9 protein-coding genes are annotated in these 13,943 nt (G+C 53.7%); all 9 read left to right on the top strand.

Annotated features, from left to right (window positions below; genetic code table 11):
• Positions 1-99 precede the first annotated feature (99 nt).
• The 9 genes from IDH41_RS00975 (at position 100) to comI (ending at position 13,905) form a co-directional block, all read left to right on the top strand.
• Entirely contained in the window at positions 100-4,212 is a 4,113-nt protein-coding gene (locus tag IDH41_RS00975) for an OmpL47-type beta-barrel domain-containing protein (RefSeq protein ID WP_190857420.1), read from the top strand.
• A 635-nt stretch (positions 4,213-4,847) separates the two neighbouring features.
• Entirely contained in the window at positions 4,848-8,552 is a 3,705-nt protein-coding gene (locus tag IDH41_RS00980; protein ID WP_190857423.1) for a glycoside hydrolase, read from the top strand.
• Positions 8,553-8,754: 202 nt separating this feature from the next.
• A complete protein-coding gene (locus IDH41_RS00985; RefSeq protein ID WP_190857425.1) occupies positions 8,755-9,696 on the top strand; it encodes an ABC transporter ATP-binding protein in 942 nt (313 codons plus the stop codon).
• Between the two features lie 2 nt (positions 9,697-9,698).
• The gene (locus IDH41_RS00990; RefSeq protein ID WP_190857427.1) at positions 9,699-10,430 is read left to right on the top strand and encodes an ABC transporter permease; all 732 of its coding nucleotides are present in this window, start codon (positions 9,699-9,701) and stop codon (positions 10,428-10,430) included.
• Positions 10,334-11,113 (top strand): ABC transporter permease, encoded by a 780-nt coding sequence (locus IDH41_RS00995; RefSeq protein WP_223829339.1) that lies wholly within the window; start codon positions 10,334-10,336, stop codon positions 11,111-11,113. Before IDH41_RS00990 ends, IDH41_RS00995 begins: the two co-directional genes overlap by 97 nt.
• A 15-nt stretch (positions 11,114-11,128) precedes the next feature.
• Complete coding sequence (locus tag IDH41_RS01000) at positions 11,129-12,211, top strand: sensor histidine kinase (protein ID WP_190857429.1); 1,083 nt, start codon at positions 11,129-11,131, stop codon at positions 12,209-12,211.
• Positions 12,212-12,214: 3 nt separating this feature from the next.
• Positions 12,215-12,823 carry a response regulator transcription factor gene (locus IDH41_RS01005; protein WP_190857431.1) on the top strand — a complete coding sequence of 203 codons (609 nt, stop codon included), beginning with the start codon at positions 12,215-12,217 and terminating at the stop codon, positions 12,821-12,823.
• 210 nt (positions 12,824-13,033) lie between these two features.
• The gene (locus tag IDH41_RS01010; protein ID WP_190857433.1) at positions 13,034-13,669 is read left to right on the top strand and encodes a histidine phosphatase family protein; all 636 of its coding nucleotides are present in this window, start codon (positions 13,034-13,036) and stop codon (positions 13,667-13,669) included.
• Between the two features lie 140 nt (positions 13,670-13,809).
• Positions 13,810-13,905, top strand: a complete 96-nt coding sequence (gene comI, locus IDH41_RS31120) for a competence inhibitor ComI (protein ID WP_223829340.1) — start codon at positions 13,810-13,812, stop codon at positions 13,903-13,905.
• Positions 13,906-13,943 lie beyond the last annotated feature (38 nt).

Below are 13,943 nucleotides of genomic sequence, written 5' to 3' on the forward strand. Positions count from 1 at the left end.
AAACTTCATACCATTTGGCAGGCGGATCATCAATAATTTAAAGCGAGAGGCAGGAGAATCCCTGTTTATCGAAGTGAATCCATCTCAAGGAGGTAACTGATGAAACGCAAAAAGGCATTTCCATTCGGGGAGTTATGGAGGCGCATGCTGGCGGTCGTCGTAACCGTAAGTCTGGCCGCATCGGCTGCGCCCGCCGCACCGGCTGCGGCAGCGGGCCCGGACGCTGAAGGAACGACGGGAAGCGGCTATACCGCGGAGATTCATGAAACCGTTACCAACGGCTTTACGCATCCGGGCGTCGGATTGACCAAGCCGATACTGGAAAATATGCGAACGCAAGTATTGGCGCAGCGGGAGCCTTGGTATTCCTACTTTAAGGCGATGACCGTATCCGCGACCGCCTCGAAGACGGTCGCATCCAGCAATCAGAGCGCCGCCGATCCGACGAAGCCGGACGTCGTCGCCTTTGACAGCCAAGGCTTTAACTCGCGATTTATCGCTGACGGATTGAAAGCGTATACGCAAGCGCTGATGTATTATATTACGGGCGAAGAGGTCTACCGGGCGAACGCCATGCGCATTATTCGCATCTGGTCGCAAATGGATCCGGCGAAATACAAATATTTTACCGACGCGCATATCCATACGGGCATTCCGCTCAACCGGATGGTCACGGCGGCGGAGCTGTTAAGGTATTCCGGCTCGCCGACGGAGGAGCTGGCGTGGACCGGGAAGGATACGGCCGATTTTACGACCAACCTGATCCAGCCGGTCATCGAGACGTTCCAGCACGATAACGACCATTTCATGAACCAGCACAATTATCCGCTGCTGGGGGCGATGGCGGGTTACATCTTCACCGATAACCGGGAGCGATACGACGAAGCGGTCGAATGGGCGACCGTGAACAAGACGGCGGGCAATCAGGGCTTCAACGGCTCGATCAAGCAATTGTTCCGGCTGGTCGACACGAACGCGGCGACCGGGGAGAAGCTGGACGAGCCGGTCGTCCAGCATGTGGAGATGGGCCGGGATCAGGCGCACGGGGCCGGCGATTTGACGAACGCGGCCATTCTCTCGCGAATGTTTCTGGCGCAGGGGACCAAGGTCGATCCGGCGGATGGAACCGTATCCGAGGAGGACGACGCGGTAGGGTATTACGAGTTTCTGGATGACCGCGTGCTGGCGGCCGCGGACTTTTTCTGGCAGTACATGCTCGGCTACGACACGCCGTGGGTGCCGACGCCGTTCTCGATTTTCCCGGACGGCTCGGTGAAGGGAATTTACCATAAGTTTTCGGACTCGTATCGGGGCAGGATGAATACGGCCCAATTTTGGGACATGTACTATTACTACACCTACGCGAAAGGGGTTAATTTGGCGGAGAAGGCCCCTTATTTCCACGAAGCGTTCGCGAAGCGGATACCTTCCAATTACTACTATCAAGGATCGCTTCGGCAAGCGTGGGAAAGTCCCGACGGCGGCGGGGACTTCTGGCTCTATATCCCGAAGGAAGCGGAGGCCGAAGGGGCAAAGTACCTCCCAGCGGAACAGACAAGCGACGCGCTGGTGGAAGCGGAGGACCGGTACACCGCTTTCGACCCTCATACGGCGACCGTTCAAGAGGGCGGCGGCGCTTTCGTGCGGACGACCGCGACGGAGCAGGGAAGCAAGTTCGTTCTGCACAACGTGTCGTATGCGAATCGCGCGAATTCCCGCCTGATCGGCATCAAGTTTCGGACCGACGGAACGGCCAAGCTCGAGCTGAGCAAGGAATACGGTACGGCGCCGTACCATTCGTTGACGCTGCCGGACACGAACGGTCAGTGGAAATATATGACCTATGACATGGGGATCGGCCGGGTGACCTACGGCCAGCTTGACGGCGATTACAGCCTCCTCTACATGTACGTGATCGGAGAGGGCGCGACGGTCGACATCGATCACCTTAACGTCAAAGCGGGTGAGCAGCTGACGCCTCCGGCCTTCAAGGACGGGAATTCGGATTTGCAGCTCGTCGCTTTCATCGGCGCGCCGGTAAACCTCGATTTCTCGGCGGAGGATGCCGGTCAATCGGATGTCCTCGCCTATTCGATGGCGAATAGTCCGCAAGGCGCTTCGTTCGATGCGGACACCGGCTCCTTCTCCTGGCGGCCCGCGGAAGCCGGAACGTATTCCTTCCTGGTCGAAGCGTTCGACGGTACGACGGCCGCGGTCAAGAACGTCGCCGTAACGGTCGCCGGCGACCGGGCTTCCGCCGTAGAAGCGGCGTCTGCGATCTATGCGCCGGACGCCGAATATGCGACTGCGTCGTTGAACCAATTTCAAGCCGCGTATGACGAGACGTTGAGCCAGCTCGCGACCGCGACAGACGAAGCGTTCTACCGGCAATTGCAGACTCTAAGGAGCGCGGCCGAAAGCCTTCAATTGTTGACGCCTACGTTACCTTCCGACGGAAGCATGGACTACGGCAAGATCGTGACGTCCACCTTCGGCAGCGCGATTTCGCTTCTCACGGACGGCAACGACAACACGTTCCCGGTCTATTCGCTGGCGCCGTACCCGAATTTGTTCCACATCCTGGATTTCGGGCTCGACTACAATGTTTCGGCCGATTCGTTCGCTTTCGAAGGCCGGATGAATTTCGTGGACCGGATGGCGGGCTCGACGGTGTATGGCTCCAACGACGGAGAGAATTGGACGCGGATCACGCCGGGGCAAACGGCGTTCACCGACGGCGTCGCAACGCTTGAAGTGGACGAAGCTTACAAGGATGCCCGGTTCCGGTATCTTAAAATTCAGTTGATCGACCCGCAGCCCGACGTGCTTCGCGGCGAAATTCAAAATATGCTTGAGCTTGCCGAGCTTAGAATCCATGGCAAGCGTCATGAGACGAACAACAAGCTGGCGTCCGTCTCGATCGGCTCCGACCAAAGCGTGAGCGGCAGAATCGTGCTCGGCGACACGGTCAGAATCACGATCGGAGCCAAGGAAGCGATTCGCAACGTCAAGGTCGTCATCCAGGGCAAGGCTGCGACGGTTCGTACGGAGGACAACGTCAATTGGACCGCCGAGGCCATTCTGGACGATAAGTCCCGGACAGGTCCGGTAAAATTCGTCATCGACTACGAGGAGATGGACGGAACGAAGGGAGAGACGGTTTATACCGCGACCGACGGTTCCAAGCTGTATCTGAGCGACGAATCGGAATGGATACGCGACGTGACCGGCATCGCCGATCTGCTGGATTCGACCTCGGGAAGGCCCGCGGCGGAAACGCTCAAGCAGACGGGCTATCTATTCGACAACAAGCCCGGCACGAATTCCGATTTCCGCTTGAACGGCGGCGGGGCGGGTAGCTACATTGCGTTCGACTTCAAGGAAGCCCGTGCCGTGTTGTCGAGTATTGAGCTGCTCGCCAGACAAGACAATTACTATGCCAGAATTCGAGGCGCCGTCGTTCAAGGCTCCAACGATCTTGCGGCGTGGACGACGATCTCGGAGGCGGCCGCGGCTACGGCGGAGTGGCAAAGCATTGCCGTCAGCGGCAAGGTGCCGTACCGTTATATCCGGATCTACAATCCGAATGCATGGTTCGGCAACATGGCGGAATTGCGATTGCACGGCGAAGTGAAAGCGGCGGACCGGACGCCGCCGGTTACGACGGACGACGCGCCGGAAGGCTGGGCGAACCGGGATACGCGCGTTACCCTCCATGCCGCCGATTCGGATTCCGGCGTAGCGGCTACCTATTACACCGTTAACGGCGGCGAGCGGCAAACCGGGAACGAGGTGGCGCTGACCGCCGAAGGATCGCATACGATCACATATTGGAGCGTGGACGCTGCGGGCAATGCGGAGCAGCCGCACTCGGTCACGGTGAACGTCGATAAGACGTCGCCCAAGCTGTCCGTCCGCTTGGATAAGAAGTCGATATGGCCGCCGAATCATAAAATGGTGAAGGTAAGGGCCAAGCTGACGTCGAGCGATGCCGGATCGGGCGTGGCGTCGGTCGTATTAACGTCCGTAACATGCGATCGGCCGGATGGCTGCAAAGGCGATATTCAGGCCGAGATCGGCACAGCCGCCGATACCTTCTACCTGCGCGCGGAGAAATCGCGGACCTATACGATTACGTATACGGCCACCGACCGGGCGGGCAATCAGACAGCCGTTACCGCAGAGGTTACCGTGCCGCATGATCGGGGGTAAACGATAAGGATCGCCTTCGGCAGGCTTCGAGGCTGCGAGCTTATACCGGATTTAGGCTAGCCCGCAGCAAGCTTATGCTGAAATAAGGCTAGCCCGCTGCAAGCTTATGTTGGATTTCATCCAATATAAAAGCGATATTTTCGCTCTTTTAGCTTCTATAGTGGATTTCATCCAATGAAAAAGGCCCCATATTCCGATATGGGGCCTCCAACACGTAAAGTTACTGCGAAAAATACAGGATAGGCCGAAAAAGGGGACGCGATGCTCAAAAGTTACTGTACCAGATCCAGGATAGGCTAGCCCATTGTCGCTTGGCGGGGCGGTATGCTGAAATTAGGCTAGCCTGCCGCAAGCCTATCCTTTCTTTTGTTTGCGGCGAATGCTATCATCTTCGCGCGATTTCTCATAAAGAGACAAAAGCCGCTGCTCGCGGCCCCGTGTTTTTAGGTAGGAAGTCGGATGATAATCGGAAGGGCGCGTTGTAAAATCGAAGATGCGGATGCCCGCTGCACCACGGGGATTCCTCTTTATTTGAAGCATTTGGAAACCGGTTTCATGAAACCGGTTTCAAGAAACAGGCCTTGCCGTATTCGATTAACGGAAAGTACCATCCCAACTCTAGGAGGTAGTCTCGATTGAAAAGGTCTCTGTTCAAAAAAAGCACGGCCGCGGCATTGCTTAGCGTTGCATGCTGCGCCGCCCCGGCGGGCAATTTCGCGTTCGCCGCGGATGCGGGCAAGAAGGACTCGTTTGACGCGCTTCTAACCATCGACGCCTCGCGCACGTATCAGACGATCGATAACTTCGGCGCGTCCGACGCGTGGTCGATGGATCCGATCGGCAGCAACTGGACGGAGGAGAACAAAACGCGCGTCGCGGATCTTCTGTTCTCCAGAGATAAGGGGATCGGCTTGTCCGCGTGGCGCTTCAACATCGGAGCCGGCTCCGCGGAGACGGACCGGGCGATCATTACGAATCCTTGGCGGCGCGCGGAAGCGTTCAAGCAGGCGGAGGACGGCGCTTACGATTGGAGCAAGCAAGCCGGGCAGCAATGGTTTCTGAACGCCGCGAAGGAGCGGGGCGTCGATACGTTGATCGGGTTCGTCAACAGCCCGCCGGTATGGATGACGAAGAACGGGCACGCCCAGCCGGATCAGACGGTAGGCTCCACGAACTTGAAGGACGGCTACGAGGACGAATTCGCCGATTACTTGGCCGACGTCTTGGAGCATTTTCAACAGGAAGGGCTCCGGTTCGATTATATCAGTCCGATCAACGAACCGACCTGGGATTGGAACAAGGCCGGCCAGGAGGGCAACCGCTACAACAACGACGATATGAAGCGCGTCGTTCTCGAGCTGTACCGGCAGCTGCAAGAGAGAGGGCTCGAGACGCAAATCAGCGCGCCGGACGGCGTCGAAATTACGGCGCTGCTCGACGATGACGTCTATAAGACGTTCGCGAACCAGGATCGTTACACGGGCGGGTCGAACAGCCTCGGGCTTGGCAAATACCGCGAATATATTAAGGATCTGCTGGGCGATCCGGCGCTCAAGGAAGCGGTCGGCAACAAAATCGCCTCGCATTCCTATTGGTCCGATTACAGCAATCCCGGCGATGACCGTCTCGGCGAGCTGAGGGATTTGCTGCATGCCAATTTGATGAAATACGACCCGCAAGCGAAATACTGGATGAGCGAGTATTGCATCCTCGGTTCCTACGGACCGGGCCGCGACCTCGGCATCGATCCCGCCCTCCATATCGCCCGAACGATCCATTTCGACTTGACGCGGGCGAACGCGTCGGCCTGGCAGTGGTGGACGGCCGTCTCCAAGGAGGATTACAAGGATGGCCTGATCTATACCGATTACAACAACCCGGGCGACGAACAAACGATCCTCCCTTCCAAAATGCTGTGGGCGCTCGGCAACTACAGCAAATTCATTCGTCCCGGCGCCGAGCGCATCGCCCTGACGGGGCTTGACGAACAGGCGCGAAGCGGGCTGTTCGGTTCCGCCTACCGTCACGCAGGGGAGGACACCGTCACGGCCGTCTTCGTCAACGACGGAGCGGAGGACAAACGCGTGAAGCTCTCGCTCGGCGGGCTCGACAAGCAGGAAGCCGTCTTCGTCATGAAGCCCTATGTCACCTCCTCAGACAAGGATTTGGCCAGAGAGGCGGATATTCCGGTTCGAAAGGACGGCACGATCGAAACGGTCATTCCCGCCCGTTCCGTCGTAACGCTTAGCGGAGATGTCGTGAAAGCGAACAAGAAGCCGGACGCTCCGGAGATCACAGCCGTCAAGGCTGTGAACAAAGGGCTGCAGGTCGAATTCAAGGCTCCGAAGGGCGCTTATGAATATGAAGTGCGATACGGAACTAAGCACGACGCGAAGGTTCGGAAATTGACGGGGATGTCCGAAGACGCTTTCGTCCTGCATGGCTTGAAGAACGGCGAGCGCTATTTCGTCACCGTACGGGCCCGGAACGGCAACGGCTACGGCCCGCAATCCCATCGCGCTTACGGCACGCCGGCGCTGCTCGCGCCTGCCGGGGTGAAGGCCGAAGCCATCGATGGCGGCTTTGCGATCGCCTATGACACCGGAATCGGCGTACCCGCCTATCGCGTCCGCTATGGCACGCAGCCCGGAAAATACGACAAGCGATCGGCCGCCGCACCGCCGAACGGCACGATTCGGGTCGAAGGTCTCGCGAACGGCACAATCTATTACGGCGTCTTAGAAGCCGTCGACGGCAAAAACGTAAGTCCTCCTTCCGCCGAATTCCGGATGACGCCGGACATTCCGGCCCCGAGCAAGCTGATCGTCGTTCCCGGAGACCGGAAAGCGCTCATCACGTTTGCTCCGGTAGAAGGCGCAGTCGGCTATTTTGTCCAAGCGGTTTCCGGATCGCCGAATAACGATGCCGAGCAAATCGCCGTCAACGACATCGAGCTGAACGGCCTGACGAACGGCTCGCCCGTCGTCGTTCGCGTTGCGACGGTCGGCCAAGGCGGCAAAGGAACCGGCTACGCGGAGGCGGAAGTGACGCCGGGAGCCGGAGAGGTTCGGTTCGAGGACGATTTTAATTCGGGGGATTTGTCAAAGTACAACCAGGATTTGAGCCAGTGGACGATGGAAGACGGCTTGCTGAAGCACGGCTCCGCAAGCGGGCAAGGCGCGCTAGGCGTCCGGGACGTGCAGCTGGTCGACGGAACCGTAACGGCGGTCGCCAAGCATGCGTCGGCGGACGCGGATTGGGGAATCGCTTTCCGCGGCGGAAGCTATTCGAAGGGCTATCTGTTCGGATACGAGAACGGGCTGCTGTTCCTCAGAAGAGACGGACAGCATCTGCAGCCCCCGGTACCGTTCACCGCCAAGCCGGGCGAATATTATAAGCTGGAGGTCCGCCTGAACGGCAAACAGATCGAGGGCTACCTTGACGGCGAGCGGATCTTTGCGGTGACGGACACGGTCTACAAGAGCGGACGCATCGGTCTCCACAGCTGGTCCGGCGCCGGGTTCGATTATTTGGGCGTAACCCGCGACGCGGGCCATCTGACCGCGAAGCCCGAGATTTACGAGGCGAAGGAGGGCGACGGGCTTGTCGCCCTGCACTACCGGGAAGTTGACGGAGCGGATGGCTACATTATCCGGTATGCGGAAGCAGACGGCAGCGGGTCCGCGCCCGTCGAGCTTGAGGCGGCTCCGGGATCTGCGATCGTGACGGGGCTTGCGAACGGCGTCGCCTATACGTTTAGTGTCGTCGCGATTCGCGGCACGGAGGAGGCGGCGTCGGCTCCGGCGGAAGCCACTCCGAACCGGAGTGCCGGCAGCGTCGTTTATTACGTCGACGCCGGCGACGGGACACCCGGCCAATTGGAGGACGGAGAAGGACTCGGCGCGCTGCAGTCGCAGGAGGACCAGGAATACGGCAGCGATCCCGTAACGGGCGTGAAATGGGGGTACGAAGCCGATAACGGGCTGACCTGGGCGCACACCTCGCCGACCGACGCCTATGAAACGATCCGTCAGTACGACGGGTCCGAGAACGGCAAAGGGCTTGCCTACCGGTTCCAACTGCCTAACGGCACGTATAAAGTGACGGTCGGCTTCTTCGATCCGTGGAACGCGGCCGACCGGGTCATGCAGCTGACGATAAATGGGGAAACGAAGCTGTCCGAATACGTCATCGGTTCGAACCGGGAAGCGAAAGCGTTCGAAGCGATCGAGGTGACGAACGGAGAGCTCGTCGTGAAGGCCGTCAAGGCGGGCGGCTCCAAGCCGATGATGAGCTGGATCAAGATCGAGAAGGAGAGCGAAGGCGTAGCGGCGTCGTAACGCTTTTCAGGGGGAACGTTAAAGAAGGTAGCAGGCAATACAGGGGCAGTCCCTTATGGAGGGATTGCCTTTTTTACGTTGTAGTGGTTCAGTCCTTCAGCCCTCATATTTGCACCCCGCTGATTTAGTGACAAATGTAACTATTTGCCCAAAAACCGATATGACATACTGAGGATGACTCATAACCGAAAGGATGATGAAGATGACAATCGCCTCCATGCAAGGCGTCCTGAAAAGATACGGCTCCTACGTAGCGCTTGATTATATTGATCTGGATATCTATGAAGGGGAAATTGTCGGCTTGCTCGGCCCCAACGGAGCAGGCAAAACGACGTTAATTCAAACGTTGACAGGTATGCTACCTGCCGACAAAGGCAAGATCTCGCTATTCGGCCAGTCGCAAAATCCATTTTCTAACGCCAATAAGGAAAAGCTGGGCCTCGTTACACAAGAGGTTGCCATATTCGAAGAGCTAACCGCCAAAGAGTGCCTCCATTTTTTTGCCGGCGTATATGGCTTGCGCGGAGAAGAAAAGAAACGGAGAGTGGCAGAAGCACTGGAGTTTGTCGGCCTTACCGATCAGGCGGACAAGATACCGCACAAATTTTCCGGCGGTATGAAGCGCCGTCTCAACATCGCTTGTGCGCTGACTCATCGTCCCAAATTTCTTATTATGGACGAACCAACCGTCGGAATAGATCCCCAGTCAAGAAATCATATTTTGGAGTCGGTCAAAAAACTTCGCGACCAGGGCACAACCCTTTTATATACGACGCATTATATGGAAGAGGTCCAAGAAGTCGCTTCCCGCGTCATTATAATCGACCAGGGTCAAGTCATTAAAGAAGGCACCGTGCAGCAGCTCATTCAAACGATTCAACATGAAGAAAAGGTCAAATTCGATGTCTCTGATCCCGACATCATCCCGCTCGACAAATTAGAGAAAATTACAGGCGTACGACAAGTTATCGCCTCTGGAAGTCAAATTACGGTTATATCCGCAGCCGGTACCGGGAATCTCGACCGTATTTTGTCTGTCGTCAAGGAATATTCCAGCGTGCTCGGCATTCAAGCCGACAAGCCCAATCTGGAGGATGTTTTTCTCACATTGACGGGCAAACAATTAAGAGATAAGGGGGAATAACGATGAGAGTTCTCTCAACGACGAAATTTACGATGCTGCGGCTTGTCCGCAATTATATCGGTTTGCTATTACTACTTATCGTTCCCATTGTAATGCTTACAATATTTTCCTTAATCCTGTCAGGCATGACGAATGAGGAAGGAAATCCTTATTTTAATGAAACTGCGCTGACGATGGTGCTTACATTCCAGCTTTTTGGCGGTTCGTCGGTTATGCACTATTTGAATTATGATTTGTTTACGCTTAATCGAGAGCGCATGTTTGTTGCGCCTTTTAATCGAACCATGTATGCTTTGTCGATCATGATATTTGGCTCTATCTTCTCGGTGTTGCTTGGCATTGTCCTAATGATCTACAGCCAATATGTCCTCGGCATGGTATGGAACAACTGGGCTTGGACCATTTATCTTATAACGTTGATGTCCGTATTATCAAGCATTGTATGTGTCATATTCACCTGTGTTGTGAAAAAGTTCAAGCTGGCGGGACGGTTAAGCGAAATATATGGCGTTGGCTTTGTCATGCTGGCCGGACTGTTCTTTCCCATGCCGCAAAATGCGGTGTTCGATTTTCTGGGATCTTACGGAAACCCCCTCACTCTGTCGATCGGCGCCGTGAGGGCAGGAGGCAACGGGAATTGGGCAGAAGCTTGGCTTCAAGCAAATATTGTATTGGCGGCGATTGTCACCCTGTTCCTCGTCATGATCGTTGTGGGAAGGAAGCGGTTAAAGTGACGATATTTTATTTTACTTTAAAAAGAAGCTTTGGGTCCCTCACTAACCTTATTTTTTTGACCCTTGCCCCGATCGCGTGCATTTTTTTTCCGGCTGGGGAAGCTTGGCCGGCGCTACCCTACGGCTACCAATATTTCGGTATTATCATCCTTTTTGTTGCAATCCGATTAACCCAAATTATTATTGAAGACCGGGCCAGAGGAGTCATCAAACGATTATCCGTTGCCCCAATCCGTTATTTTCATTATTTAAGTCAAAATTTATTTGCCTATTTCGTTATTCTAATTTTGCAATGTGCCATTGTCATTGTTGGCGGATTGCTAAGGGGACAGGAGTTGTATCAGCCATTCGCTCTTTTCACTCTATATCTATCTTTCAGTTTTACGGCGCTGGCTATCGCGTTAGCCTGGATTTCGATTTTTCGTAATAAGGATATCGCGTTTCTCGTCTATATGTCTCTTATCTTCCTTATGGTATTAATGGGAGGCATCATGATGCCTCTCGAAATGTTTCCGGACCTGATGAAGCGAATCGCTGTCATTCTCCCGACATTTTGGTTTGCTGAAGGTTTGAATTGGGTCGTATACGGGCGACAAACCTCTAATTTTATGTTGATTAATGGTGTGTTGTGGCTGTACACCCTTGTATTTCTTGTACTGGGAAGCACCCGCAAGATGCAATAAACCGGGAGGGATTGGATGAAATCGTACATGGAACCGGCACGGTTTGTCAACGGCTGGCGTTTACTCAATCTTGGCTTTCTTACGTATTATTGGATTAGCGGCGAATTCGCGGCGTACGATTTCATCCTGCTCCTGTTTCTAATTCTCTTGACAAGCTTGCGTTGGCGGTTCAACTTGCCGGCCTGGTCCGTGGCGTTGGATGCCTTCGTCTGCTTCCTCTACTTTCCTTATCATGCAGTTAGCTACTACGGACTGGCCCTGCCGATTTTTGAATTGGCGCAACGCGGCAAGTGGCTCTTCGCCTTATTATTTTTCATCGGATTATTTGTTGCGCCGTTCCCTTCCGCATGGCTGTTCTGTTATTTTGTCCTGGCCTTGTTTGTTGGTTTTTTTTCTTATGCTTACTCACTCAATCAACAGCAATACAAGGAGGAGGCTGATGAGCAGCGCAAAGCAAGATATGAGCTGGAACGGGTAAAAATTGACCTGCTTGCAGCCCAACAATCGGTTGCACAGCAAGCAGAGCTGATGGAGCGTTACCGGATGGCACGGCAGCTTCACGATCATTTAGGCCACGACTTGACCGGAGCCGCGTTGGCGCTGCAAGCGCATGAATACGTTGAAGAGCCTGACGAGGCCCACAAGCTGCTGCAAGAGGTCAAACGGCGACTCAAGCGTAGTACACTAAACCTGAGAGAGACCGTGCATAACGCAACCCCTATCGCCCCAATAGGTGTTGAAAATTTGGAGTATGTGGCACTCTATTTTCAGCAAGTGAGCATCTCCTTTCGAAAATCGGGCGACTTGCTGCGCGTTGCAGCTTATCATTGGGGGCTGTTGGAAGCATGCTTGAAGGAAGCTTTAACCAATATTGCCCGCCACAGCGATGCAACAAAGGCTGAAGTAAAGGTCGAGGCCGCGGGATCAATTATCCGCCTGCTGGTGCAGGATAACGGGACAGTTCGACAGAGCCAGCAACCCGGAAGCGGGCTGAGAAGTCTGAAAATGCGGGCACGTTCATTGGGGGGGAGCTTGTCCGTCAGCGGAGACAACGGATTTTTGCTCGTATGTGTGCTTCCGCTGAGAGAGGAGGAATAAGTGGTGAAGCTGCTAATCGTTGATGATGACCCGCTCGTTTGTCAAAGCCTGCAGCTGTTGCTTGGGAAAGAGACGGATTTCGAGGTGCTCGGCGTTGCTTACAACGGACGGGAGGCGATTAAGATGTGCGGACGGCAGCCCGACGTCATTTTAATGGATATCCAGATGCCGGTCATGGATGGCATTGAAAGCACAATAAAAATTAAGCAGCAGTTTCCCGATATTCAAATTATGATGCTTACAACTTTCCAGGACGAGAGAAGCATCAGACTGGCTTTACATGCAGGCGCGGTAGGTTATCTGCTCAAATCGTCCACCATTGAAAATATGGCTGATCAAATTCGGGCAATGTCAACCGGTTCAACCGTCTTGAGTCCCAGTGTGTTAAAAGCGATCATGGAACCAAACAGAGAGGATCTGCAGGAATTGACTGAACGGGAAACCGAAATTGTCGAACTGGTGGCGCGAGGCTTGTCCAACCAAGAAATCAGTGAACAGTTGTACTTGAGTACAGGAAGGGTACGCAACATGCTGACGGTAATTCTTGACAAGCTGGAGCTTCGCGACCGCACACAACTGGCGATTTATTATTGGCAGGGAAAACAGCAGTGAGGGTCTGACAACCCTGATCCTTTTCTTTGCCTTTGGAACAGCTTGGGAGAACGATTCTCCGATTGGCGGTCTAATTCAACGCGCCACTTTAATTACCGGCTTGTCCTGGGTCTTCTTGGTCTCCATTAAATTGAGCAAAAGTGTTGCGATGTAATCAGGAATAGCGTCATGATGACCTGATGGGATTATTATAATTTGAGGGGGATTTTTATGAGTGAGACGACCACAATTTATTTAACAAGACACGGGCAAACCGAATGGAATGTTCAGAAGCGTTTTCAAGGACATAATGATTCTCCTTTAACAGAACTTGGCATTAAGCAAGCGATGTGGCTGGGAGAATCACTTAAAGATCATAAAATGGATCTGATTTACTCAAGTTCAAGTCAAAGGGCTATTAAAACCGCAGAATTACTTAAAGGTAATAGACCTCTGCCTATTAATATTTGTAAAGCGTTTAGAGAAATAGACCTTGGGATATGGGAAGGGATCACGCAGGACGAGGCAAAAAGTAAGCATGCACATCAATATCATAACTTTTGGAACGATCCTGAAGCTTTTTATGTGGAGAATTGCGAAACTTTCCAACAAGTAAATGAACGAGTTATAAACAAGTTGCATCATATTGTAGGCGAGCATATAGGAAAGACAATTTTCATTGTTACGCATACTGTGGTAATAAAACTGATCATGGCTTATTTTGAACAGCGTGAATTAAAAAATATCTGGAACCCGCCATATATTTACCCAACCTGTTTATGTAAAATTGAGATCAATAAAAATAATCATACGATTATTTTACATGGTGATATGAGCCATTATAAGGAAGGCATAGTTGAAAGCTAAAAGGAAGCAGATATAGGCAGACGAGTCCAAGATCAATAAACCGAACAAATGTTCTTCATCTATGTGATAGATGATGATACAATAGGTAAGACAATTGAATCTTGGGTGGGCATGGTTTCCCTTCGAAAGGAGGTGAAGCCATGGAAGTTAAGGATGCACTGACGATCATATTTCTGTTTGGGTCGTTTATCCTTGCACTTTTAACATACATTAACTCAAACAACAAGAGAAAATAAAAACCCACCCAAAGGTTTGCGCCAGAGGTGGGTTTTTA

Origin of the sequence: Paenibacillus arenilitoris (assembly GCF_014705655.1) — a bacterium.
GTDB classification, from domain to species: domain Bacteria; phylum Bacillota; class Bacilli; order Paenibacillales; family Paenibacillaceae; genus Pristimantibacillus; species Pristimantibacillus arenilitoris.